The following is a 24079-nucleotide window of genomic DNA, read 5'->3' on the forward strand; positions in this document are numbered from 1 at the left end:
ACCCGACCGGATGCGGGCGGCGGGCGGACGCGGTCGACTGCGGTCATGAGCAACGATCAGCCGCCGCCCGGTCAGCCGCCCGAGGACGACCCGTTCCGCAAGAAGCCGCCCCAAGACCCGCCGCCGTCGACGCCGCCACCGCCCGGCGGAGGGTCTCCCTCCGGGGACTCGCCCTACGGTGCCCCGCCCCCGCCGTACGGCACCCCGCCCCCGCCCTACAGCGGCGGCGCCGCCGACCCGCTCGCCGGGATGCCGCCGCTCGCCCCCCTCGGCAAGCGCGTCGCGGCCCGCATCATCGACGCGCTCGTCGTCGGCGTTCCGCTGGCCCTCGTCGGCTGGCTGCTCGGCATGTTCGACAACTACAACGGCGACGACTGGGACGAGGTCTCCACCCAGATGTCCGGCGGCAAGTCGCTCGTCTGGCAGCTCGTCTCGATGGTCGTGTACGTCGGCTACGACACCTACATGACGGCCAAGGACGGCCGGACCGTCGGCAAGCGGCTGATGAACCTGCGCGTCGCGATGCTCAACAGCGGCACGACCCCGCCGGCCAACGCGGCACTGCTGCGTGCCGTGGTCCTGTGGGTGCCGGCTCTGATCTGCTGCTTCTGTCTGTGGTGGCTGATCAACCTGGTGATGATCATGGTGGACAAGCCCTACAGGCAGGGGCTCCACGACAAGGCGGCCAAGACCGTGGTGGTCTCAACCGCGTAGTGAGGGTCCGCCGACCGCCGAGTGCGCCCGGGACGCGTGGTCCACGGTGCCGGAGGCCGCTTCCGTCGAGGGCGAGGCCGGGGCCGAGGTCGCGTCGCTCGTACGGGGTGCCGTGCGCACCGTCCTCAAGCCCGGCGCGGTCAGTGCGACCAGTACGCCCAGCGCGAGCGCCGCGAGGGCGATGACCGCGGCGCCGATGCCCGACGCCGTGCGGGACAGCAGCAGCATGGCGAGGGTCGAGAAGACGACGGTGGCTGAGCCGTAGGCGAACTGTGCGGCAGTCGGACGCGGCATGGCGGTATCCGTCCTCGGAGCAGCGGCAGGGGTTTCTCGACCGGGTCGCACTTCGGGAGACTCTACGAGGGTGAGTGCCCGCACGGAACCAGCAGTAAGCGTGACCTAACCCACGGTGCCGGTGCATCGGGGGCGCACGGAGTCATTCCCCATTCCATCAGGTGGGATCGGCGCGCCCTCGAAGAAGGCTCATGACCCGATCGAAAGTGTCCGGTATCCGGAACCACACGTCTGCATAGTGCACTTGAGCTGCTCAAGTCAAGATCTGTCTTTTCTTCAGCAACTCCGGTCGAATGTCGTCACTTGTGACGCGTGCCGCGCTCGGAACCCCTCACCCTCTTCCGTGCTGACGCGGCCGCAGGGGAGGACATCATCAAGTGACCACCAACAGAAGGCGGATCGGAGTCGCCGCCATGGTCGTGGCCATGGCCACGACCGCCGCGACGGCATCCGCGTTCGCCACCGCTCAGGCCGACGACAAGTCGCCGACCGCGGCCGGCATCGAGCGCCGCGACCCGGCGCCCGCCAAGGGGCACGTCGAGCACGACCTCGAAGGTCCGTTCAGCGAGCAGCAGGCGCGGGAGCGCGAAGCGGCGCTCGAACAGGTCCTGTCGGGCGACGCCACCGTGCGCAAGCGCGGCGGCTCCAAGGTCGTGAAGCTCGGCAAGGGGAAGTACGTCGAGCTGGGCCGGGAGAAGACCGACAAGATCTTCACGATCCTGGTGGAGTTCGGCGACAAGGTCGACGACACCACCCTGTTCGACCCGGACGGCAGCGGCCCCAAGCCGCCCGTGAAGAAGTACGGCGGCGAAGCCGGCCCGGCGCACAACGAGATAGCCGAGCCGGACCGCGGCGAGGACAACTCCACGGCCTGGCAGAAGGACTACGACCGGAAGCACTTCCAGGACCTGTACTTCGGCGAGGGCAAGGGCAAGGACTCCCTCAAGACGTACTACGAGAAGACCTCCTCCGGCCGCTACTCGGTCGAGGGCGAGGTCTCCGACTGGGTCAAGGTCGACTACAACGAGGCCCGTTACGGCTCCAACTACTGCGGCGGCAGCAACTGCGCCAACGTGTGGGACACCGTCCGCGACGGCGTGACCGCCTGGGCCGCCGACCAGAAGGCCAAGGGGAAGACGGACGCCGAGATCAAGGCGCAGCTCGCCGGTTACGACCAGTGGGACCGCTACGACTTCGACTCCGACGGCGACTTCAACGAGTCCGACGGCTACATCGACCACTTCCAGATCGTCCACGCGGGCGAGGACGAGTCGGCGGGCGGCGGCGCCCAGGGCGAGAACGCCCTGTGGGCGCACCGCTGGTACGCGTACGGCACGGACGCCGGCAAGACCGGTCCGGCCGGCAACCCGTCCGGCGGCACCCAGATCGGCAGGACCGGCATCTGGGTCGGCGACTACACCATGCAGCCGGAGAACGGCGGCCTCGGCGTCTTCGCCCACGAGTACGGCCACGACCTCGGCCTGCCCGACCTGTACGACACCTCGGGCAGGGGCGAGAACGGCGTCGGCTTCTGGTCGCTGATGTCGGCCGGCTCCTGGCTCGGCAAGGGCGAGAACGAGATCGGCGACCTGCCCGGCGACATGACCGCCTGGGACAAGCTCCAGCTGGGCTGGCTCGACTACGACAAGGCCAAGGCCGCGACGAAGTCGACCCACAAGCTGGGCGTCTCGGCGTACAACACCAAGAACCCGCAGGCGCTCGTCGTCGAGCTGCCCAAGAAGTCCGTCACCACCCCTGTCGTGAAGCCCGCGGAGGGCTCCAAGCAGTGGTGGAGCGGCATGGGTGACGACCTCAAGAACACCCTGACCCGCTCCGTCGACCTCACCGGCAAGGCCAAGGCCGAGCTGTCGCTCCAGGGCTGGTGGGACATCGAGGCCGAGTACGACTGGCTGTACGCCGAGGTCTCCACCGACGCGGGCAGGACGTGGACCGCCGTCGACGGCACGGCCGACGGCAAGGCGCTCGCGCGCGACGCCGCCGGCAGCCCGGGGCTGACCGGCGAGGGCGGCGCGCACCAGGAGCTCGTCTTCCCGCTGGACGCCTACGCGGGCAAGAAGATCGACCTGCGCTTCCGCTACCAGACGGACGGCGGCGCGGGCGGCAAGGGCTTCGCGGCCGACGCGATCACGGTGAGCGCCGACGGCGCCGCCCTCTTCACGGACAACGCCGAGGGCGACGACAACGGCTGGACCGCGAAGGGCTTCTCGCGCGTCGGCGCGTCCTTCACCGAGGACTACGCCCAGTACTACCTGGCCGAGAACCGTCAGTACGTGTCGTACGACAGGACGCTCGCGGTCGGCCCGTACAACTTCGGCTTCGCCGGGACCCGTCCCAGCTGGGTCGAGCACTACCCGTACCAGAACGGCCTGCTGATCTGGCAGTGGGACACCTCGCAGAAGGACAACAACACCAGTGCCCACCCGGGCAAGGGCCTGATCCTTCCGGTGGACGCGCACGCCGAGCCGCTGAAGTGGGCGGACGGCAAGCTCCTGCGGAACAAGATCCAGTCCTTCGACTCCACCTTCAGCCGCTACCGCACGGACGGCTTCACGCTGCACAACGCGGACGTGCCGCTGAAGCTGGCCCCGCGCAAGGGCGTCTCGTCCTTCGACGACCGCAAGGGGACCTACTGGTACGAGGAGAACCCGACCGGTGGGGTGAAGGTCACTGACACCAACACCAGGATCTCGATCGCCGGCGAGCCCAAGAACGGCTCGACGATCACCGTGAAGGTCGGTCCTTCGACCAAGTAATTCGTATAACTGCAGGTCAGGGCATGATCGGCCGTCGCCCTCTAGCGGGCGGCGGCCGATCGCGTTTAGATGCCTCTTGCCCGGCTCTTATTGACACGACGTCTTATGGGGGATTGATCGGCATGTCCGGTGGAGGTTTCGTACGGCTGCCCGGCGGCAGTGTGGTGGTCGCTCTCACCCTGCCCAGCCCGGTGACCGACGGCCACAAGGTCCGTGTCCTGGTCCATTCCGTGAACCGTGCCCGCGCCCTGACGCGGCTGCGCAACCTCGGCCTGCGGGCGGTCTACCTGCGGGGCAACGCCCACCCGCCGACGCCGGACGAGATCACGGCGGTCCTGCACCACCCCGACGGCCTGCTGTGGCGCACGGCGCCGCAGGAGACCGTGGAGCTCTGGCACCCCATACGGGCCCTGCTCAGACCCGTACGCCCGGCCTGAGCCCCGCCAGGGCCCGGCCCCGCACGGGCGGGGAAGCGGGGAAGGGCGGCCGTCCTAGACCACCGGCTTGCCCGACAGCTCCACGCCCGCCCCGCGCATCTCCTCCAGCGCCCGCTCCGTCGTCGCCTCCGCGACGCCGGCCGTCAGGTCGAGCAGCACGTGCGTGGTGAAGCCCTCGCGGACCGCGTCCAGGGCGGTGGCCCGTACGCAGTGGTCCGTGGCGATGCCGACGACGTCGACCTCGGTGACACCGCGCTCCCGCAGCCAGTCGGCCAGCGGGACGCCGTTCTCGTCGGCGCCTTCGAAGCCGCTGTACGCCGCCGCGTGGGCCCCCTTGTCGAACACGGCGGCGATGGCGCCCGAAGCGACGGCCGGCGCGAAGTTCGGGTGGAAGCCCACGCCCTCCGTACCGGCGACGCAGTGCACCGGCCAGGAGCGGACGTAGTCCGGGCTGGGGGAGAAGTGGTCCCCGGGGTCGACATGGTGGTCGCGGGTGGCCACGACGTGGCGGTAGCCGGCCGGGGCCTGGCCGATCAGGTCGGTGATGGCGGCGGCGACGTCGGCGCCGCCCTCCACCGGGAGGCTGCCGCCCTCGCAGAAGTCGTTCTGGACGTCCACGACGATCAAGGCGCGGTGCATGGCGGGGCCCTTCGGTGGGGATCGGCGGCGGGTGTCCGCTGTGGCGTGATGGTTCGAGAGTAGGGATTTCAACGGCCTCGTGGCAGGGGGCCTTTGGCTTCCGGAGGGCCGGCGGCGCCGCCGGCGGCCCGCCCTCTGGCCTTCCGCTTCCCTCTCACCCGGCGTTCATGCGTACTCGGTGGGGATCACCGGCTCGCCCCTCGACAGCTGCACCGCCGACATCGGCAGGCCCCCGCGTGCGGCGATGTGCCGTTCCCGTACGTCGTCGAGCGGCTCGCGCGCCACGACCTCGCCGCCCTTGACCAGCTCGACCTGGAGCTCCCGGCCGGCCAGCTCGGCCGGCAGGGGCCCGGTGCCGACGACCTCCGCCTCCGCGACGCCGTGCGCGTCCGGCCGGCGCGCGGCCCACTTGCGGCCACCGATCGAGGCCTTCCCGCCCAGCGACTTCTTCGCCACCGGCCGCAGCGGAGCCTTCGGGTCCGCCGAGTCGGCGCGGGCGACCAGCTTGTAGACCATGGAGGCGGTGGGGTGCCCGCTGCCGGTGACCAGCTGCGTGCCCACGCCGTACGCGTCCACCGGAGCCGCCGCCAGGGAGGCGATGGCGTACTCGTCGAGGTCGCTCGTCACCACGATCCTCGTCCCGGTGGCGCCCAGCTCGTCCAGCTGCTGGCGCACCCGGTGCGCGACCAGCAGCAGGTCGCCCGAGTCGATGCGGACCGCGCCGAGCCCCGTCCCCGCGACCTCGACGGCGGTGCGGACCGCCTCGGCGACGTCGTACGTGTCGACCAGCAGCGTCGTCCCGCTGCCGAGCGAGGCGACCTGTGCCTGGAAGGCGCCGCGCTCGCTGTCGTGCAGCAGGGTGAAGGCGTGCGCGCTGGTGCCGACGGTGGGGATGTTGTACCGGAAGCCGGCCGCGAGGTCCGAGGTGGAGGAGAAGCCGCCGACGTAGGCGGCGCGCGCCGACGCGACGGCGGACAGCTCGTGCGTACGCCGGGCGCCCATCTCGATCAGCGGCCGGTCGCCCGCGGCGGCGGCCATCCGGGAGGCGGCGGCCGCGATGGCCGAGTCGTGGTTGAGGATCGAGAGGATCACGGTTTCGAGCAGCACGCACTCGGCGAAGCTGCCCTCGACCCGCAGGACCGGGGAGCCCGGGAAGTAGACCTCGCCCTCCGGATAGCCCCAGATGTCGCCCGTGAAGCGGTACGAGGCGAGCCACTCCAACGTCGGTTCGTCGACGATCGCGCGCTCCCGCAGGAAGCCCAGCACGCCCGCGTCGAAACGGAAGTTCTCCACGGCGTCCAGAACGCGCCCGGTGCCCGCCACGACGCCGTAGCGGCGCCCCTCGGGCAGTCTGCGGGTGAAGACCTCGAAGACCGAGCGGCGGTCGGCAGTGCCGGCCCTGAGGGCGGCCTGCACCATGGTGAACTCGTACTGGTCGGTGAAGAGCGCTGTCGACGGCACGTCCACCGGCAGCCCAAGGTCCGCAGTGTTCATGAGGGGGATGCTACCCCCTAATCTCGTCAGAGTGACGATTTCTGGGCAGCCGTTTGTGCGGTGCCCGTCGGCGGGTGGCACCATGGGACGAGTGAGTACGGCTCCCGCAGAGATCGAACGCCCAGAGACGACCGAGAACACCTCCGCCGTCCCCGAACCCGACGTTCCCTGGGTGACGCTGGTCCACAACGACCCCGTCAATCTCATGAGCTATGTCGCGTACGTCTTCCAGACCTATTTCGGCTATTCCAAGGACAAGGCGCACAAGCTGATGCTCGACGTCCACCACAAGGGCCGCGCCGTCGTCTCCAGCGGCAGCCGCGAGGAGATGGAGCGCGACGTGCAGGCGATGCACGGTTACGGGCTCTGGGCGACGCTCACGCAGGACCGCGGCTGATGGCCGGGCTCTTCGAGAGGATTCCGGGCGGCGGCGCGGCCGTCGCGCTCGACGGGGTCGAGATCTCGATCCTGCGCAGCCTGGCCGTACAGCTGCTGGAGCTGGTCGGACCCGGTGAGCAGCCCGCGGCGGGCGAGGACCCGCTGGCCGCGCTGTTCGCCGAGGGGCCGAGCGAGGCGCCGGCCGACCCCGCGCTGGCGCGGCTCTTCCCCGACGCGTACGGCGACCCGCAGGCCGGGCCCGGCGAGGAGGACGAGCGGCAGGTGCGGGCCGATTCGGCCGAGTTCAGGCGCTTCACGGAGAACGACCTGCGGACGCGCAAGCGCGAGGACGCCCTCGCGGTCGTACGCAGCCTCGACGCGCCGGCCGCCACCGGCGAGGACGGCGCCGTGCTGAAGCTGACGGGGGACGAAGGCCGGCGCTGGCTCGGCACGCTCAACGACCTGCGGCTGACCATCGGCACCCGCCTGGAGGTCACCGACGAGGACGAGGACGGCGAGCTCTACCGGCTGCCGGACTCCGACCCGCGCAAGCCGATGGTGATGGCCTACCTGTGGCTCGGCGCGCTCCAGGAAAGCCTCGTGGAAACTCTTATGCCCTGACCTGTCCGGACATGTCGATCACGGTGTTCGCTCAACGGACGCTCAAATCCGGATAACGATCGCATTAACGCCTGGGGTTCCTTTGCCGCCCCAGGCGTTGTTTGTCCTATTTTCTCCGTGATGTGCGCCACGTCGGGCGCAGTGGATCACTGGTGTGGGCGTGATAAATCTTCACGACCGCCCGGAGACGCCACCCCTGTCTCCGGGGGCGCTGACGTCGGCTGACCGCCGACACGCACTCCATTCCACATCCGGGGGCCCGTCCCCTCAAGGATCGTCACAGTCGATCCGAGCCGCTCGAGGCCGGATCGGCATGGAGAAAGGCGCGACACACCATGACCTCAGTGCAGGTCGACAAGCAGAACGACGGCAGTGAGGCCGAGGGCGCCACATCCGCCGAGGGATACCAGCGCGGACTCGGTGCCCGCCAGATCCAGATGATCGCGATCGGCGGCGCCATCGGCACCGGCCTCTTCCTCGGCGCCGGCAAGGGCATCTCCATCGCCGGCCCCAGCCTGATCCTGGCCTACGCCATGGCGGGCCTGGTCATCTTCTTCATCATGCGGGCGCTCGGCGAGCTCCTCATGTACCGCCCGGTCTCCGGTTCCTTCTCGGAGTACGCCCGCGAGTTCGTCGGCCCCTTCGCGGGTTTCGTGACCGGCTGGACGTACTGGCTCTTCTGGGTCGTCACCGGCATCACCGAGGTCACCGCGGCCTCCGAGTACATGCAGTACTGGACCAAGGGCACGGACGGCTGGACCGATCAGCCGCAGTGGGTCTTCGCCCTGGTCTTCACGGTCCTCCTCTTCTGCGTGAACCTGATCTCCGTGAAGCTCTTCGGTGAGCTGGAGTTCTGGTTCTCGATGATCAAGGTGACCGCGATCGTCGGCATGATCCTGATCTGCGCCGGCATCCTCACCATCGGTTTCTCCGACGCCGGCGACACCGCCTCGGTCACCATGCTCTGGGACCAGGGCGGCTTCTTCCCCAACGGCATCGGCCAGACGCTGATGACCCTCCAGCTGGTCATGTTCGCCTTCCTCGCCGTCGAGCTGGTCGGCGTCACCGCGGGCGAGGCCAAGGACCCGAAGACGGTCCTGCCCAAGGCCATCAACACCGTCCCGTGGCGCATCGCCGTCTTCTACGTCGGCGCGCTGATCATGATCCTGTCGGTCGTCCCGTGGACCCACTTCCAGCCGGGCGTCTCGCCGTTCGTGGCGGCCTTCGAGAAGATGGGCCTCGGCATCGGCGCGGCCATCGTCAACTTCGTGGTCCTCACCGCCGCCCTGTCCTCCTGCAACTCGGGCATGTACTCCACCGGCCGCATGCTGCGCGACCTCGCGCTCAACGGCCAGGGCCCGAAGTTCTTCACCAAGCTGACCAGGAACGGCCTGCCCCTGGTCGGTACGTCCTTCTCCGCCGCCCTGATGCTGGTCGGCGTGTGGATCAACTACCAGTGGCCGGGCGAGGCGTTCAACTACGTCGTCTCCTTCGCCACCATCTCCGGCATGTGGGCCTGGATCATGATCCTGGCCAGCCAGATCCGCTACCGGGCCAAGTCCGACCGCGGCGAGCTGCCGAAGTCCTCCTTCCGGGCCCCGGGAGCGCCGTACACGAGCTGGTTCGCCCTGTTCTTCATCGGCATGGTCATCGTGATGATGGGCATCGACGAGAACGCCCGGATCTCCCTCTACTGCGCGCCGCTGTGGGCACTGCTGCTGGGCGTGTCCTGGCTGGTGCTGAAGAAGCGCACCAGCGAGCCGTCGGCCGCCGAGTCGAGCTGATCCCAGCATGTGGTCCCGTCCGTACCATCTCTCGGTACGGACGGGACCCTTTGCTTATCCTGGGGCCCATGCTGACCATTTCCCAGGCCCTGTACGACCAGATCGTCGCGCACGCCCGTGCCGACCACCCCGACGAGGCCTGCGGCGTGGTCGCGGGCCCGGCCGGCTCCGGGCGCCCCGAGCGCTTCATACCGATGCTGAACGCCGCCCGCTCGCCCACGTTCTACGAGTTCGACTCCTCGGACCTGCTCAAGCTCTACCGCGAGATGGACGACCGGGACGAGGAGCCCGTGGTCATCTACCACTCGCACACCGCCACCGAGGCGTACCCCTCGCGCACGGACGTCAGCTACGCGAACGAGCCCGGCGCCCACTACGTCCTGGTCTCCACCGCCGACAAGGACGGCGCCGGCCCCTTCCAGTTCCGTTCGTTCCGCATCGTGGACGGCGTGATCACTGAGGAAGACGTCAAGGTCGAGGCGTAACCGCCGCCGGCCGCGGCCGTAGTGCGAAAGCGTGCGGCGTACGCGGACGGGGTCACCCCGAAGTGCCGGGCGAAGGCCCGGCGCAGGCTCTCGTCGCTGCCGATGCCACTGCGCGCGGCCGCCCCGGTGACCCCGGCCCCGTTCTCCAGCAGGATGCGCGCCGCCTCCAGCCGTACGCCCTCCACGAACCCGGCGGGCGAAGTGCCCGTCCGGTCCCGGAACAACCGCGTCAGATGACGCGTGCTGACCCCCGCCCGGCGGGCCATCGCCCGCAGGCTGTGGTCGGCCGCCGGATCGGCGACGACGGCGTCCAGCAGCGGACGCACCACCGGATCACGGGTCGGCGGCGTGCGGGACGCGGCGGAGAACTGCGACTGACCGCCGGGCCGCTGGAGGAACACCACCAGGTCACGCGCGACGCGTCGGGCCTCCTCCGGCCCCAGGTCCTGCTCCACCATCGCCAGGCACACGTCTATGCCCGCCGTCACCCCGGCCGAGGTGAGGATTGGGCCGTCCTGGACGTGGATGGCGTCCGGGGTGACCGCGACCTCCGGGAAGCGCCGGGCCGGCTCGGCCGCGTACTCCCAGTGCGTCGTCGCCCGCCGCCCGGCGAGCAGCCCCGCCGCGGCGAGCGCGAACGCGCCCGTGCACACGGCGGCCACCCGCCGCGACACCCCCGCCAGCGCGGCGACCCGGCCGAGCGGCCCCGGCGTACGGAGGAAAGCGTCCACATCGGCGGCCCCCGGCACGACCAGGGTGTCCGCGCGGTCCACATCGGCGGCGGCGACGTCCGCGCCGATCCGCAGACCGGTGGACGTGGTCACGTCCCGCCCGTCCGGAGTGCAGACCCGCACGGCGTACGCGCCGGTGTGGCGCGCGGCCGTCGTGAAGACCTCCAGGGGAGCCGAGACGTCCATCAGCCGGACGCCGTCGAAGGCGAACACCACCACCGAGTGAGTCATCCCGCGAGGCTAAGCGGCGCGTGTCCCGATCTGTGGGAACCGTGTCCCCGCGGACATGGCACCGGCACACGCCCGGGCGCAAGCTGAACCCATGAACACAGCAGCCGGAATCACCGTCCCCGACACCGGGCTCGCCACCGCCGCCACCGAACTCGTCCGCGACACGGCGACCGAGCTGATCTACGACCACTCCCGCAGGGTGTTCTGGTTCGGCAGCCTCCAGGGGCGCAGGCGCGGCCTGAGCTTCGACCCCGAACTCCTCTACATCGGCGCCATGTTCCACGACCTCGGCCTCGGCGAACAGCACCGCGCCAGCGGCCGCCGCTTCGAGGTCGACAGCGCCGACGAGGCCCGCCGCTTCCTCCAGAGCCACGGCGTCCCCGAGGACAGCATCCGCCGGGTCTGGACCGCCGTCGCCCTGCACACGACCCCCGGCATCCCCCAGTTCATGGAACCGGAAGTCGCCCTCGTCACCGCCGGGGTGGAGTACGACGTACTCGGCATCGGCTACGACGACCTCAGCGCCGACGACCGCGCCGCGGTCACCGCCCTGCACCCGCGCCCCGACTTCAAGAAGCGCATCCTCGCGGCGTTCACCGAAGGCATCGCCCCCAAGCCGGACACCGCCTTCGGCAACGTCAAGGCCGACGTGCTGGAGCACTTCGTGCCCGGGTACGAGCGCGGCGACTTCGTCGAGACCATCCAGAACTCGGCCTGGCCCGAGTAGGACCCGCGAGATCCCCGGGGGCGGTCCGAGGAAAGCCCCCCGGAGACCCGACGGGAGACCGTGCGCGACCCGCCCGCCGCCGGCACGGCCACCCGCCCTCCCTCCTCCTGGCGGGGAAGGAGGGCGACACCGCCCTCGGCCGCGACACCGCCCTCGGCCTCGACACCGCCCTCGTCCGCGACGCCACCCTCGTCCGCGACTCGGGCACCACCGGCCTCCTCGCCCCCCACGACCTGAACCCCGTCCCGTACGCCTGCGAGCGCGCCCGCGCCCCGGACCGGGCCGCGCCGTCGCGTCCGGCCCCCGGAAGAGGTCCTCACCACCGGCCTCCCGCGCACCGTCCACGGCGTACCGACCGAGGTCAGAACCCGTCCGGCGACCGGCATCCCGGCCGTCGCCCGCCGCCCGCCACCCAGGACCCGTCCACCTGGCGAACGCTTTTTGGCCACCATGTGAGATCACATGCCGGGAAAGGGGCCGGGAATCTATACGATGACCGCATGGTTCCCCACGACGTGACTGAGACGAGGCCGAGCACCGTGCTGCTCGTGGCGCGCCTGCACGTCGACCTGTGCCGGCTCGCCAGCGCGATCTGTACGGCCGCCGCCTGAGCCGCGGGCCCCATCGAGCACACGCACGCCCCTGCGCGGGGGACTGACTGCCGCGCGCCTTTCACGCCACCCTCCTGACAGGAGTCGAAAGCCATGGCCATCGAGGTCCGCATCCCGACCATCCTCCGCACCTACACCGACGGCGCCAAGGCCGTCGAAGGCAACGGCGACACCCTCGCCGGCCTCTTCGCGGACCTGGAGTCCCGCCACACCGGCATCCAGGAGCGCATCGTCGACGGCGGCCAGCTGCGCCGCTTCGTGAACGTCTACCTCAACGACGAGGACGTCCGCTTCCTCGACGGCATCGACACCAAGCTCGCCGACGGCGACAGCGTCACCATCCTCCCGGCCGTCGCCGGCGGCATGGTCTGATGCGGTACGACTCCCCGCTGGCGGCGGTCGGCAACACGCCGCTCGTCCGCCTCCCGCGGCTGTCCCCCTCCGACGACGTCCGTATCTGGGCCAAGCTGGAGGACCGCAACCCCACCGGCTCGATCAAGGACCGCCCCGCGCTCCACATGGTCGAACAGGCCGAGAAAGACGGCCGGTTGACGCCCGGCTGCACCATCCTGGAGCCCACCAGCGGCAACACCGGCATCTCGCTCGCGATGGCGGCCCGCCTCAAGGGCTACGACATCGTGTGTGTCATGCCGGAGAACACCTCCCAGGAGCGGCGCGACCTGCTCGCCATGTGGGGCGCGAGGATCATCTCGTCCCCGGCGGCCGGCGGCTCCAACACGGCCGTACGGGTCGCCAAGGAGCTCTCCGCCGAGAACCCCTCCTGGGTGATGCTCTACCAGTACGGCAACCCGGACAACGCGGGCGCCCACTACGCGACCACGGGCCCGGAGATCCTCACCGACCTCCCGTCCATCACCCACTTCGTGGCGGGCCTGGGCACCACGGGCACACTCATGGGCGTGGGCCGCTACCTGCGCGAACACAAGCCGGACATCAAGATCGTCGCTGCCGAGCCGCGCTACGACGACCTGGTCTACGGCCTGCGCAACCTCGACGAGGGCTTCGTCCCCGAGCTGTACGACGCCTCCGTCCTCACCACCCGCTTCTCGGTCGGCTCGGCCGACGCCGTGACGCGCACCCGCGAACTCCTCCAGCAGGAAGGAATTTTCGCGGGCGTCTCCACGGGGGCGGCGCTGCACGCGGCGATCGGCATGGGCAAGAAGGCGGTCAAGGCGGGCGAACCGGCGGACATCGTGTTCGTCGTCGCGGACGGCGGCTGGAAGTACCTGTCCACGGGCGTCTACACCGCGCCCACCACCGAGGCGGCGATCGAAACCCTCCAGGGCCAGCTCTGGGCATAGGGGAACGCGCCCGCGAAGGGCGTGTCCTCCCTCGCGGCACGGGCTCGACGCGGCCGCACCGGACTCTCCCGGTGCGGCCGCGTCCAGTCCCCCGGGGCTCCGGACGAAGTCCGGTGGAGTCCGAGGAGCGACCCCCGGAGCGCGGCCCCGGCCGAGCACCGCGCAGCGCTCCGCCCGCCGGGCCGCGCCTCACCGCGCCAGATGCCGGACCTGCTCCCAGACCCCGGGATCCGCGACCCCCACCCGGCGCCGGAACCCCCGCACCCCCACATCCCGCAGCTCGTCCGTCTCCAGGAAGCTCGGCCGCCCCCGCGCGTCCCCGACCGACCCCGGCGGCAACGCGATCACCCCGGGCCGCTCGTCGTGGAACTTGCTGGTGATCTTCGCGATCAGGGCGCTGTCACCCCGTACGGACAACACCAGGCAGGGCCGGTCCTTCGACCCGGGCCCGTCCTCGTACGGCACGTCCGCCCACCAGATCTCACCCGCCCGCGGCGCCCGCTCCGGCCCGCTCCGACCGGGCCCGCGAGGCCCGCGCGGCCCCTTCGGCGGACGCGTACGCCCCTCAGCACGCCCGTTCGTACGCTCATCCGCACGGCCGCCCGAACGTCCCCGCGTACGCCCGCCCGGCCGCCGCCCGCGCCCCCGCCCGTCGACGAGAGCCGCCACCAGCGCAAGCACCACGACGGCGACCAGCGCCACCCACCACGACGTGTCCATATCCCCGACGGTACCGGCGCACCGCCCGGCGCGCGCTCCGCCCGAATCAGTGACAGTGCAGGTGAGTTCCCCCACAACGCCCGGCCATCGAGGAGCGACCGGGACTTTCGCGCCTTACGCTCGACGAACCCGCACGAACCCTCCCCGTCCCTGCTACGGAGGTTCACGCTCCATGAAGCTCACCGTCGTCGGCTGCTCAGGGTCGTTCCCGTCCGCGGAATCGGCCTGCTCGAGCTACCTCGTCGAGGCCGACGGCTTCCGGCTGCTCCTCGACCTGGGCAACGGCGCCCTTGGCGAGCTGCAGCGCCACGTCGGTCTCTACGACATCGACGCTGTCTTCCTCAGCCACCTTCACGCCGACCACTGCATCGACATGTGCGGCTACTTCGTCGCGCGCTACTACCGGCACGAGGGGGGCCGCGCCCCGGCGATCCCCGTGTACGGCCCCGAGGGCACCGAGCAGCGCCTCACCACGGCGTACGCCGACACCCCCACCGAGAAGTCGATGGCCGAGGTCTTCGACTTCCGCACGCTCACATCGGGCACGTTCGACATCGGCCCCTTCTCGGTCCGTACGGAGAAGGTCCGCCACCCGGTCGAGACGTACGGCATCCGCGTCGAGCACGGCGGCAGGTCCCTCGCGTACTCCGGCGACACCGGGACCTGCCCCGCCCTGAGCGAACTGGCCGACGGCGTCGACCTGTTCCTGTGCGAGGCGTCGTTCACGTACGGCAAGGAGGACATTCCGGGCCTCCACCTCAACGGCCGCGAGGCGGGCGAGGAGGCCGCGCGGGCGGGCGCCGGCCGGCTGGTCCTCACACACATCCCGCCGTGGACGGACGCGGAGGTCAACCTGGCCGACGCGCGCGCGGTGTACGACGGGCCGGCGGAACTGGCCGTCGCGGGCGCGGAGTACGAGGTCTGACGCGGCGAAACGTTCCGCGCAACGCAAGAGGGCCCCTGGACCGTGACGGTCCGGGGGCCCTCTTCACCTCACACGGGGCTTACGCCTTCGTCAGGTCCTCGACCTCTTCCTCGGGCTCGCGGCCCGGGGTGGTGAGGTTGAACTTGACGATCGCGAAGCGGAAGACCGTGTAGTAGATCACCGCGAAGGCGAGACCGATCGGAATGATCATCCATGGCTTGGTGGCCAGGCCCCAGTTCAGGAAGTAGTCGATCGCGCCGGCGGAGAAGCTGAAGCCGTGGTGCACGCCGAGCGCCCAGGTCAGCGCCATCGAGATGGCGGTGAGGACGGCGTGGATCGCGTACAGCACCGGTGCGATGAACATGAACGCGAACTCGATCGGCTCCGTGATGCCGGTCACGAACGAGGTCAGCGCGAGCGACATCATCATGCCGAGGACGGCCTTGCGGCGCTCGGGACGGGCGGTGTGCGCGATGGCGAGCGCGGCGGCCGGCAGCGCGAACATCATGATCGGGAAGAAGCCCGACATGAACTGCCCGGCGGTGGGGTCACCGTGGAAGAAGCGCGGCAGGTCGCCGTGCCACATCGCACCGGCGGAGTCCTTGTAGGAGCCGATCTCCTGCCAGGCGACGGTGTTGACGAACTGGTGCATGCCGATCGGCAGCAGGCCACGGTTGATCAGGCCGAAGATGCCCGCGCCGACCGCGCCGAGTCCGGTCATCCACTCGCCGAAGTTGGTGATGACCTCACCGATCGGCTCCCAGACCAGACCGAACAGAACACCCATCGCGGTGCCGACGAAGGCCATGATGATCGGGACCAGGCGGCGGCCGTTGAAGAAGCCGAGCCAGTCGACCAGCTTCTTGCGGTGGTACCGCTGCCAGATGACCGCGGCCAGCAGGCCCATGATGATGCCGCCGAAGACCTTCGGGTCGTTGTACGTCGCTGCGACGTCGGCGCCCTCCTGGATCTTGGCCTCGGTCACGGGAAAGGCGGTCAGGACGTTCTTGTAGACGAGGAATCCGACGAGCGCGGCGAGCGCCGTGGAGCCGTCGGCCTTCTTGGCGAACCCGATCGCGATTCCGACGCAGAACAGCAGCGGCAGGTTGGCGAAGACCGCGTCACCGGCCGTCGCGAAGACGGAGGCGACCTTGTTCCAGCCCAGACCGTCCTTGCCGAAAGCGTCGTCCTGCCCGAGACGGAGCAGAATGCCCGCGGCGGGCAGAACGGCGATCGGCAGCTGCAAGCTGCGGCCGATCTTCTGCAGGCCCTGGAACAGGCCGGCGCCCCGCTTCTTCGCGGGGGCCGCCGTGGCGGTGGCCGTACTCATCAACTTCCTCCATGAGGCAAGGCGCCGCCGGGGGACATTGAAGTGGGACGGCGGCGTCTCCGGGGGCACGCGACGAAGGTCGCGTGGTCTACACCACCCAGTGGTGTAGACCAGTTTTAGCACGGTGAAGGATGGTTAAGGAACCCTCGATTCCGTGCTCCCGGACACATCCGCCCACACACGCCGAAAGCCCCCGGACCGGGCAGGTCCGAGGGTCCTCGCTTCCCTTGCTCCCGTGGGTCGGGGTGCGCGCCGCGACGCTACGGCGCTACGGCTTGGTGGTGTCCCGCTCGATCCCCGCCTCCACCTCCGGAGGCTCACGGCCCGGCGTCGGGATGTCGAGCTTCGTGATCGCCAAGCGGAAGACGAGGTAGTACACGACCGCGAAGCAGAGCCCGATCGGGATGACCAGCCACGGCTTGGTGCCCAGATGCCAGTTCACGACGTAGTCGATCAGACCGGCGGAGAAGCTGAACCCCGTATGCACCCCGAGCGCCCAGGTGATCGCCATCGACGCCCCCGTCAGCAGGGCGTGCAGGCCGTACAGCAACGGCGCCGCGAACATGAAGGAGAACTCCAGCGGCTCGGTCACACCCGTGACGAACGACGTGAGCGCGACGGACACCATCAGGCCCGTCACCTCCTTGCGCCGCTCGGGCCGCGCACAGTGCGCGATGGCCAGAGCCGCCGCCGGCAACCCGAACATCATGATCGGGAAGAAGCCCGACATGAACTGCCCCGCCGACGGATCCTCGGCGAAGAACCGCGTCAGGTCCCCCTGCACGACCTTGCCGTCCGGCGTTCTGAACTCACCCGCCTGGAACCAGAAGAAGGTGTTCAGGAACTGGTGCATGCCGATGGGGATGAGCAGCCGGTTCGCGAGGCCGAAGATGCCGGCGCCCCACGCCCCGAGGCCGATCAGCTGCTTCGAGAACCAGGTCAGCCCGTCACCGACCGGCTCCCACAGCAGACCGAACAGCACACCCAGGACGACGCACAGGAACGCCATCATGATCGGCACCAGCCGCCGGCCGTTGAAGAAGCCGAGCCAGTCCACCAGTCTGGTCCGGTGGAAACGCTGCCAGACGACCGCCGTCAGCAGCCCGATCAGGATGCCGCCGAGCACCCCCGGATTCTGCGGAGTGCCCTCGGGGAGCGCCTCCGTCACCGTGCCCTCGCGCGGAAACGCCTTCAGCACGTTGAAGTAGACGAGGAAACCGACCACCGCGGCGAGCGCCGTGGAGCCGTCGGCCTTCTTGGCGAACCCGATCGCGACCCCGATGCAGAACAGCAGCGGCAGACCGAAGGAGCCGTCCAGGATCGACGTACCGCCGTTGAGAAGGACCTTCGACGTCTTCTCCCAGAACGGCCCGTCCAGATACGCCGAGAACAGGTTGCCCAGGCTGACGAGCAGACCCGCCGCCGGCAGGACCGCCACCGGGAGCTGAAGGCTGCGGCCGACTTTCTGGAGCCCCTGGAACAGGCCGCCCCGCCACGTCCGCTGCGGCGCGGCCCCGCTGTTCGAACTCATGCGCGTCCTCCCGGAACAAGCCAGGTTTGGCGGGCGTTGCAAACTGGTGTAGACCAGTTGCGGTACGGTCCGGAGCTCGGCCGGAAGACAGGGCACCGGTGATCGCCATCATTCGGTACAGGGCGATTACTCGCCCGCGAAGTTGGGCCAACCGTGAGTTACCGTGGCAAAGCGGCCACGGTGGGCCGAGACGTCGCGCTTTGAACAACAGGGAGAAAGACATGGCCAGCAAGGCTGAGAAGATCGTCGCCGGGCTCGGCGGTATCGAGAACATCGACGAGATCGAAGGCTGCATCACCCGCCTCCGCACCGAGGTCCTCGACCCGAGCAAGGTCGACGAAGCCGCCCTCAAGGCCGCCGGCGCCCACGGCGTCGTCAAGATGGGCACCGCCATCCAGGTCGTCATCGGCACCGACGCCGACCCCATCGCCGCAGACATCGAAGACATGATGTGAACCACCCCTGACTCACCCGTGAGGGGCCCGATTCCGTACCGGAACGGGCCCCTCACGCATGTACGGCTAGGCTCCACACCATGTCTCGAATCGACGGCCGCACCCCCGAACAGCTCCGCCCGGTCACCATCGAACGCGGATGGAGCAAGCACGCCGAGGGCTCCGTCCTCATCTCCTTCGGCGACACCAGAGTCCTCTGCACCGCCTCCGTCACCGAAGGCGTCCCGCGCTGGCGCAAGGGCAGCGGCGAAGGCTGGGTCACCGGGGAATACTCGATGCTCCCCCGCTCCACCAACACCCGCGGCGACCGCGAATCCGTACGCGGCAAGATCGGCGGCCGCACCCACGAGATCAGCCGCCTCATCGGCCGCTCGCTGCGCGCGGTCATCGACTACAAAGCCCTCGGCGAGAACACCGTCGTCCTGGACTGCGACGTCCTCCAGGCCGACGGCGGCACCCGCACCGCAGCTGTCACCGGCGCCTACGTCGCCCTCGCCGACGCCGTCGCCTGGGCCCAGAAGAAGAAGATCGTCAAGGCCGGCCGCAAACCCCTCACCGGAACCGTCGCCGCCGTCTCCGTCGGCATCGTCGACGGCATCCCCCTCCTCGACCTCTGCTACGAGGAAGACGTCCGCGCCGAAACCGACATGAACGTCGTCTGCACCGGCGACGGCCGCTTCGTCGAGGTCCAGGGCACCGCCGAGGCCGAGCCCTTCGACCGCAAGGAACTGAATGCCCTCCTCGACCTCGCCGGCGGTGGCTGCGCCGACCTCACGGCCATCCAGACCGTCGCCCTCGAAAGCGCGCTCTGACTCCGGCAGGCCCCGAGCAACCACGGACGCCCATTCCGGCGTCTCCCACAACACGGGCGTACGGGCCGAACCGTACGCCTGTCCGCACCACCGCGTATCCCGTGCCATCTGGGGAGGACCCGCTCCATGCGCAGTCGCCGTATCGCAGCAACCGTTGTCACCGCCGCCGCACTCACCGGCCTCGTCGGCTGCGGAGCCCTCGACAAGGCAATGGACTGCGCCCGGACCGCCGAGGCCATCGCCACCAGCGTCGACAAGCTGTCCACCGCCGTCTCCACGGCGGCGGAAGACCCCGCACAGCTGACCGAGGCCCTCAACGACATCGACAAGGAACTGAAGAGCCTCGACGACACCACGGACAACGCGGACCTGAACAAGGCCGTCGACGACCTGAACAAGGCCGTCGACAACGTCCGCACCGCCGTGGACAACGGCGACGCGACACCGGACATCGCACCCGTCACCGACGCCGCCACCGAGATCGGCAAGGTCTGCACCCCGTAGATACTGGGGGCATGACCCGCCTGATCCTCGCCACCCGCAACGCCGGGAAAATCACCGAGCTCCACGCGATCCTCGCCGACGCAGGCCTCACCCACGACCTCGTCGGCGCGGACGCCTACCCCGAGATCCCCGACGTCAAGGAAACCGGCGTCACCTTCGCCGAGAACGCCCTCCTCAAGGCCCACGCCATGGCCCGGGCCACCGGCCTCCCCGCCGTGGCCGACGACTCCGGCCTCGCGGTCGACGTCATGGGCGGCGCCCCCGGCATCTTCTCGGCCCGCTGGTCCGGCACCCACGGCGACGACGCGGCCAACCTGAACCTCCTCCTGGCCCAGCTGGCGGACATCGACCACCCCCACCGCACGGCCCACTTCGCCTGCGCGGCGGCCCTGGCCCTCCCCGACGGCACGGAACGCGTGGTCGAGGGCCGCCTGACGGGCACCCTCCGCCACACCCCGGCCGGCACGAACGGCTTCGGCTACGACCCCGTCCTCCAGCCGGACGGCCACGACGTGACCTGCGCGGAACTGACCCCGGCGGAGAAGAACGCCATCAGCCACCGCGGCAAGGCATTCCGCGCGCTGGTCCCGGCGGTGCGGGAACTGCTGGGCTGAGTGCCGTGAGCATACGAACGGCCTGCGAACCATTCCTTCGATTCGCAGGCCGTTTGCTGTGCGGCGGAAGGGATTCGAACCCTCAAGCCGTTTCACGGGCCACAGATCCTAAGTCTGCTGTGTCACCATTGCACCACCGCCGCTAGCCGCCTGCCATGGTACCGGGCGGTGGAGTGCGATGGCGCGGCCGTATGACGGATCATTGATGCGCACGGCGGCGGTTGCTTCCCCGGCACCAGGTGCTGGTGACGGCATGGCAGTCGTGGCACAGCAGCCGGAGGTTCCCGTGAGACGCACGTTGGGCGTGCGCTTGGCGTGCACTGAGTGCTCCTCCACCAGGATCTCCTGAGCCGGCCGACGGCGTCGGTTGCCCCGCGTGTTCTCCGCGCGGGCCTGCGGAGCGAAGGGGGAGATGTCGATCCCCAGGGCGTGGGTGCGACGGCTGATGTGCGTGTGCTGTCCGCCTACGGGGGCGACCCCCAAGCGCCGTAACACCTCGTACATGTTGGTTGAGGCCGCGGCGGCGGTTTCGAGGGCTTCCCTGGTCCACCGCACCCCTTCACGCTCGAAGTGGGCGGTGTCGATTCCCGGCTTCTTCATCCGCTCCCGCAGGTATGCGCGCGACGAACTCTTCGGGTCGACTCCGAGCTTGGTCAGCGCTTCGGACAGCGTCCTCGACGAGCTGGCTGCCTCCGCAACACGCTCGCGGGTGTACGGGCTCACCGGCATGGTCCCCCTCCGTATCCGGCCGCACGTTCGCGGCCTCGCACGGATCAATGAACCGGTGATCGGATGGTCGCGTCCGAAATGCGGAAGGCGGTGCGTCACTTGGGCGGCCCGGTGGTCGCTGCGACTGTGACCGGCCGGGCCGCCCATGGGCCGGGCTGCGGGTCAGAACTTCGGGTCGGGGGTCTGGGCCGCCACCAGTTCCGCCGCTTCCTCCTTCGTCTCCACCGACGGCGGGGAGCCCGCCAGGGGCTTCTGGGCCGTCTCCTTCATGCAGGCCACCGCGATGACGCCGACGAGTGCCGCCGCCATCGAGTAGTACGCCGGCATGAGGTTGTTGCCGGTCAGGCTGATGAGGCCGGTGATGACCAGGGGGGTCGTGCCGCCGAAGAGGGAGGCGGAGAGGTTGTAGCCGACCGACAGGGAGCCGTACCTGACGTTCGTCGGGAAGAGGGCCGGCAGCGCCGCCGACATGGTGCCCAGCAGGCAGACCAGGGAGAGGCCCAGCATCAGCATGCCGGCGATGATCGCGGGGATGCCGCCCTGCTTGATCAGGAGGAAGGACGGGAGCGAGAGGAAGAAGAAGCCGAGCATGCCCGTCATCAGCAGCGGCTTGCGGCCGAAGCGGTCGTTGAGGCGGCCGACCTGGTTGATGACCGCCATCAGGCAGATCATGACGCCCAGCAGGATGAGCAGGCCGTGTGTCTCGCTGTAGCCGAGTTCGTCGGAGAGGTACGTCGGCATGTAGGACAGCAGCATGTAGTCGGTGACGTTGTACGCGCCGACCAGGGCGATGCACAGGATCAGGGTCGGCCAGTACTGCCGGAAGATCTTGGCGAGGTCGCCCTTGGCGGTGGTCTCCACCGTGTCGGCGGCTTCGGAGGCGTGGAGGTTTCCGTTCTCCAGCTTCTGGAAGGCGGGGGTCTCGTCCAGGCGCATCCGGAGGTAGAGGCCGACGAGGCCGAGCGGGCCCGCGACCAGGAAGGGGATGCGCCAGCCCCAGGCTTCCATGGCGTCGGAGCCGAGCCAGGCGGTGAGGGCGGTGACGAGGCCCGCGGCGCCGGTGTAGCCGGCGAGGGTGCCGAATTCGAGGAAGCTGCCGAAGAAGCCGCGGCGCTTGTCGGGGGCGTACTCGGCGATGAAGGTGGAGGCGCCGCCGTACTCGCCGCCCGTCGAGAAGCCCTGCACCAGGCGGAAGAAGATCAGCAGGAGGGGTGCCCAGAAGCCGATGGTGGCGTAGGACGGGATCAGGCCGATGGCGAACGTGCCGATGGCCATCAGGATCATCGTCAGGGCGAGGACCTTCTTGCGGCCGATCCTGTCGCCCATGGGTCCGAAGACCATGCCGCCGATGGGGCGTACCAGGAAGGCGACGGCGAAGGTCGCGAAGGAGGAGAGGAGCTGGACCGTGTCGTTCCCGGGTGGGAAGAAGACGTGGCCGATCGTCACCGCCAGGTAGCTGTAGATGCCGAAGTCGAACCATTCCATGGCGTTGCCGAGCGAGGCCGCTTTGACCGCCCGCTTGACCGCCGCGTCGTCGGTGACGGTGATGTCGGAGCGGCGCAGTGGCGGGTTCTTCCGTCTCCTGGCGGCACGGAAGAGGGTGTGGTGGCGCTTGATCGCTTGGGGATCGGCCCCGTGGTCGGGGCCGGGGCCGGTGGCCGCCATGGCAGGTTCCTTTCCTCGGACGTGTTTCCCATGTCCAAGTGGAACCTCTGCCTTTTATTTGACGGTGCAAACCAAGGTCCCCGGTTCCGGGACCTTGGTCACAGTTCTCAGACGCCGAGGTCCTTGATGATCTTGGCTACGTGGCCGGTCGCCTTCACGTTGTAGAAGGCGTGCTCGACCTTGCCCTCCTCGTCCACGACGACCGTCGAGCGGATCACGCCGGTCACCGTCTTGCCGTACAGCTTCTTCTCGCCGAAGGCGCCGTACGCCGTGAGGACCTCCTTGGACGGGTCGCCGACCAGCGTGACCTTGAGGTCTTCCTTCTCGCGGAACTTCGCGAGCTTCTCCGGCTTGTCGGGGGAGACGCCGATGACGTCGTATCCGGCCTGGGCCAGCAGCTCCAGGTTGTCGGTGAAGTCGCAGGCCTGCTTGGTGCAGCCGGGGGTCAGGGCGGCCGGGTAGAAGTAGACGATGACCTTGCGGCCCTTGTGGGCGGCGAGGGAGACCTCGGTGCCGTCGGCGTCGGGCAGGGTGAAGTCGGGGGCGGTGTCGCCGGGCTGGAGTCGCTCGCTCATCGGGTCTGGTCTCCTCGTGCGGGATGTGGAATGTCGGATGTCGGGATGTCTGGGTAGGGGTGACGCGGTGACACGGTGACGCGAGGTGCGACACAGGTACGGCCCCGAGCGTAATGGGGGTGCCGTGGGGTGCGGGACGGCCCCAGCTGACAGACTGTCGACGAAGAACCAACCGGATTCGGCCCACGACCACGGAGGCAGCGCAGTGTCGGATGCCAGGACCCCTGCGCAGATCGAGGCGGACATCAAGAGCCGGCGGGACCAGCTGGCCGTAACGCTCGACGAGATCGGGGTGCGGCTGCACCCGAAGACGATCGTCGGTGACGCGAAGGCCAGGGTCGCCTCGACCGTGGACCAGACCGCGGGCCGGGCGTTCGTCGCGGTGAACCGGACGGTGTCCGATGTGAAGGCGCAGTTCGTGTCGGAGGACGGGTCGCCGCGTCTTGAGCGGCTTGTTCCGGTGGCGCTGGTGGCCGTGGGGCTGGTGGGGCTGATCACCCTGTCGACGCGCCGCAGGCGCGGCTGACCCTCCGGCTTACGACGGACGAGCGGACAGGTAGGTTCGGGGCGTGAGCGAGAACACCACGCACGACAAGCTGCCCATCCGGATGCTGCACGACCGGGTGCTGGTCAGGTCGGACACCCCTGAGGGCGAGCGCCGCTCGGGCGGCGGCATTCTGATTCCGGCGACCGCGGCGGTCGGCAAGCGGCTGGCCTGGGCCGAGGTGGTAGCGGTCGGTCAGAACGTACGGACCGTGGAGCCGGGGGACCGGGTGCTGTACGACCCGGAGGACCGGGCCGAGGTCGAGGTGCGCGGCACCCCGTACGTACTGATGCGGGAGCGCGATCTGCACGCGGTGGCTTCCGAGCGGGTGTCGGAGGACTCGACCGGTCTGTACCTGTAGGTCCGGGGTCTGGGCGAGCGGGTGGGCAAGTGAGTAGGTGAGCAGGGGCCGGTGACCGGAGTCACCGGTCCT

Annotated in this window: 28 protein-coding genes and 1 tRNA gene; 18 read left to right on the top strand and 11 right to left on the bottom strand. The window is 69.6% G+C overall.

What is annotated here, in order from left to right; translation table 11 throughout:
- Window positions 1-45 precede the first annotated feature (45 nt).
- Window positions 46-714 carry an RDD family protein gene (locus BN1555_RS19940; RefSeq protein WP_093800651.1) on the top strand — a complete coding sequence of 223 codons (669 nt, stop codon included), beginning with the start codon at window positions 46-48 and terminating at the stop codon, window positions 712-714.
- Here the strand turns inward: BN1555_RS19940 and BN1555_RS19945 are convergent.
- Window positions 703-1008, bottom strand: coding sequence for a hypothetical protein (locus BN1555_RS19945; RefSeq protein WP_093800652.1), 306 nt, complete (start codon window positions 1006-1008; stop codon window positions 703-705). The two genes, BN1555_RS19940 and BN1555_RS19945, sit on opposite strands and share 12 nt — an antisense overlap.
- 377 nt (window positions 1009-1385) lie before the next feature.
- Between BN1555_RS19945 and BN1555_RS19950 the strand changes: the two genes are divergently transcribed.
- Both BN1555_RS19950 and BN1555_RS19955 read left to right on the top strand, forming a co-directional pair.
- Entirely contained in the window at window positions 1386-3782 is a 2397-nt protein-coding gene (locus tag BN1555_RS19950) for an immune inhibitor A domain-containing protein (RefSeq protein ID WP_093800653.1), read from the top strand.
- 122 nt (window positions 3783-3904) lie between these two features.
- Window positions 3905-4219, top strand: coding sequence for a hypothetical protein (locus BN1555_RS19955; RefSeq protein WP_093800654.1), 315 nt, complete (start codon window positions 3905-3907; stop codon window positions 4217-4219).
- A 54-nt stretch (window positions 4220-4273) separates the two neighbouring features.
- Here BN1555_RS19955 and BN1555_RS19960 read toward each other — a convergent pair whose 3' ends face one another.
- The gene (locus BN1555_RS19960; protein ID WP_093800655.1) at window positions 4274-4858 is read right to left on the bottom strand and encodes a nicotinamidase; all 585 of its coding nucleotides are present in this window, start codon (window positions 4856-4858) and stop codon (window positions 4274-4276) included.
- A 165-nt stretch (window positions 4859-5023) separates the two neighbouring features.
- A complete protein-coding gene (locus tag BN1555_RS19965; RefSeq protein ID WP_093800656.1) occupies window positions 5024-6352 on the bottom strand; it encodes a nicotinate phosphoribosyltransferase in 1329 nt (442 codons plus the stop codon).
- 82 nt (window positions 6353-6434) lie between these two features.
- On the opposite strand from BN1555_RS19965, the gene clpS reads away from it, so the two are divergent.
- The 4 genes from clpS (at window position 6435) to BN1555_RS19985 (ending at window position 9620) form a co-directional block, all read left to right on the top strand.
- A complete protein-coding gene (gene clpS / locus BN1555_RS19970; protein ID WP_093800657.1) occupies window positions 6435-6749 on the top strand; it encodes an ATP-dependent Clp protease adapter ClpS in 315 nt (104 codons plus the stop codon).
- The gene (locus BN1555_RS19975) at window positions 6749-7351 is read left to right on the top strand and encodes a DUF2017 domain-containing protein (RefSeq protein ID WP_093800658.1); all 603 of its coding nucleotides are present in this window, start codon (window positions 6749-6751) and stop codon (window positions 7349-7351) included. The genes clpS and BN1555_RS19975 overlap by 1 nt, the downstream gene beginning before the upstream one ends.
- Before the next feature lie 335 nt (window positions 7352-7686).
- A complete protein-coding gene (locus BN1555_RS19980) occupies window positions 7687-9135 on the top strand; it encodes an amino acid permease (protein ID WP_093800659.1) in 1449 nt (482 codons plus the stop codon).
- Window positions 9136-9203: 68 nt separating this feature from the next.
- Window positions 9204-9620 (top strand): M67 family metallopeptidase, encoded by a 417-nt coding sequence (locus BN1555_RS19985; protein ID WP_093800660.1) that lies wholly within the window; start codon window positions 9204-9206, stop codon window positions 9618-9620.
- Here the strand turns inward: BN1555_RS19985 and BN1555_RS19990 are convergent.
- The gene (locus BN1555_RS19990) at window positions 9509-10582 is read right to left on the bottom strand and encodes a GlxA family transcriptional regulator (protein ID WP_093800661.1); all 1074 of its coding nucleotides are present in this window, start codon (window positions 10580-10582) and stop codon (window positions 9509-9511) included. The two genes, BN1555_RS19985 and BN1555_RS19990, sit on opposite strands and share 112 nt — an antisense overlap.
- 91 nt (window positions 10583-10673) lie before the next feature.
- On the opposite strand from BN1555_RS19990, the gene BN1555_RS19995 reads away from it, so the two are divergent.
- The 4 genes from BN1555_RS19995 (at window position 10674) to BN1555_RS20005 (ending at window position 13242) form a co-directional block, all read left to right on the top strand.
- Window positions 10674-11309: an HD domain-containing protein gene (locus BN1555_RS19995; RefSeq protein WP_093800662.1), complete on the top strand. Its 636-nt coding sequence runs from the start codon at window positions 10674-10676 to the stop codon at window positions 11307-11309.
- 500 nt (window positions 11310-11809) lie between these two features.
- On the top strand, window positions 11810-11920 hold the full coding sequence (locus BN1555_RS41660) for a putative leader peptide (RefSeq protein WP_369688986.1): 111 nt from the start codon (window positions 11810-11812) through the stop codon (window positions 11918-11920).
- A 93-nt stretch (window positions 11921-12013) separates the two neighbouring features.
- Window positions 12014-12292, top strand: a complete 279-nt coding sequence (locus BN1555_RS20000; protein WP_093800663.1) for a MoaD/ThiS family protein — start codon at window positions 12014-12016, stop codon at window positions 12290-12292.
- The gene (locus BN1555_RS20005; protein WP_093800664.1) at window positions 12292-13242 is read left to right on the top strand and encodes a PLP-dependent cysteine synthase family protein; all 951 of its coding nucleotides are present in this window, start codon (window positions 12292-12294) and stop codon (window positions 13240-13242) included. Before BN1555_RS20000 ends, BN1555_RS20005 begins: the two co-directional genes overlap by 1 nt.
- Before the next feature lie 189 nt (window positions 13243-13431).
- Here the strand turns inward: BN1555_RS20005 and BN1555_RS20010 are convergent, their stop codons facing one another.
- Window positions 13432-13962, bottom strand: a complete 531-nt coding sequence (locus BN1555_RS20010; protein WP_093800665.1) for a type II toxin-antitoxin system PemK/MazF family toxin — start codon at window positions 13960-13962, stop codon at window positions 13432-13434.
- Between the two features lie 172 nt (window positions 13963-14134).
- Here BN1555_RS20010 and BN1555_RS20015 point away from each other — a divergent pair, with 172 nt between their 5' ends.
- Complete coding sequence (locus BN1555_RS20015) at window positions 14135-14887, top strand: MBL fold metallo-hydrolase (protein WP_093800666.1); 753 nt, start codon at window positions 14135-14137, stop codon at window positions 14885-14887.
- Between the two features lie 79 nt (window positions 14888-14966).
- Here BN1555_RS20015 and BN1555_RS20020 read toward each other — a convergent pair whose 3' ends face one another.
- Together BN1555_RS20020 and BN1555_RS20025 are read right to left on the bottom strand one after the other, a co-directional pair.
- Entirely contained in the window at window positions 14967-16217 is a 1251-nt protein-coding gene (locus BN1555_RS20020; RefSeq protein ID WP_093800667.1) for a PTS transporter subunit EIIC, read from the bottom strand.
- Window positions 16218-16485: 268 nt separating this feature from the next.
- Window positions 16486-17748: a PTS transporter subunit EIIC gene (locus BN1555_RS20025; protein WP_093800668.1), complete on the bottom strand. Its 1263-nt coding sequence runs from the start codon at window positions 17746-17748 to the stop codon at window positions 16486-16488.
- Between the two features lie 221 nt (window positions 17749-17969).
- On the opposite strand from BN1555_RS20025, the gene BN1555_RS20030 reads away from it, so the two are divergent.
- From BN1555_RS20030 to rdgB, 4 genes are all read left to right on the top strand, one after another.
- Window positions 17970-18203, top strand: coding sequence for a PTS sugar transporter subunit IIB (locus BN1555_RS20030; protein WP_093800669.1), 234 nt, complete (start codon window positions 17970-17972; stop codon window positions 18201-18203).
- A gap of 80 nt (window positions 18204-18283) precedes the next feature.
- Window positions 18284-19015 (top strand): ribonuclease PH, encoded by a 732-nt coding sequence (gene rph, locus BN1555_RS20035; protein WP_093800670.1) that lies wholly within the window; start codon window positions 18284-18286, stop codon window positions 19013-19015.
- A 126-nt stretch (window positions 19016-19141) separates the two neighbouring features.
- Window positions 19142-19519 (top strand): hypothetical protein, encoded by a 378-nt coding sequence (locus tag BN1555_RS20040; protein WP_093800671.1) that lies wholly within the window; start codon window positions 19142-19144, stop codon window positions 19517-19519.
- 11 nt (window positions 19520-19530) lie between these two features.
- Window positions 19531-20133 (top strand): RdgB/HAM1 family non-canonical purine NTP pyrophosphatase, encoded by a 603-nt coding sequence (gene rdgB, locus BN1555_RS20045; RefSeq protein ID WP_093800672.1) that lies wholly within the window; start codon window positions 19531-19533, stop codon window positions 20131-20133.
- A gap of 59 nt (window positions 20134-20192) precedes the next feature.
- Here the strand turns inward: rdgB and BN1555_RS20050 are convergent.
- From BN1555_RS20050 to bcp, 4 genes are all read right to left on the bottom strand, one after another.
- Window positions 20193-20276, bottom strand: a tRNA-Leu gene (locus BN1555_RS20050).
- A complete protein-coding gene (locus BN1555_RS20055; protein WP_255306105.1) occupies window positions 20242-20862 on the bottom strand; it encodes an HNH endonuclease in 621 nt (206 codons plus the stop codon). The genes BN1555_RS20050 and BN1555_RS20055 overlap by 35 nt, the downstream gene beginning before the upstream one ends.
- Window positions 20863-21024: 162 nt before the next feature.
- Complete coding sequence (proP, locus tag BN1555_RS20060; protein WP_093800673.1) at window positions 21025-22527, bottom strand: glycine betaine/L-proline transporter ProP; 1503 nt, start codon at window positions 22525-22527, stop codon at window positions 21025-21027.
- A gap of 107 nt (window positions 22528-22634) precedes the next feature.
- Complete coding sequence (bcp, locus tag BN1555_RS20065) at window positions 22635-23102, bottom strand: thioredoxin-dependent thiol peroxidase (protein WP_093800674.1); 468 nt, start codon at window positions 23100-23102, stop codon at window positions 22635-22637.
- A 205-nt stretch (window positions 23103-23307) separates the two neighbouring features.
- Here bcp and BN1555_RS20070 point away from each other — a divergent pair, with 205 nt between their 5' ends.
- A complete protein-coding gene (locus BN1555_RS20070; protein WP_093800675.1) occupies window positions 23308-23628 on the top strand; it encodes a DUF3618 domain-containing protein in 321 nt (106 codons plus the stop codon).
- A 43-nt stretch (window positions 23629-23671) separates the two neighbouring features.
- Entirely contained in the window at window positions 23672-24007 is a 336-nt protein-coding gene (locus BN1555_RS20075) for a GroES family chaperonin (RefSeq protein WP_093800676.1), read from the top strand.
- Window positions 24008-24079 lie beyond the last annotated feature (72 nt).

The organism is Streptomyces sp. Wb2n-11 (assembly GCF_001049855.1).
GTDB classification, from domain to species: domain Bacteria; phylum Actinomycetota; class Actinomycetes; order Streptomycetales; family Streptomycetaceae; genus Streptomyces; species Streptomyces altiplanensis.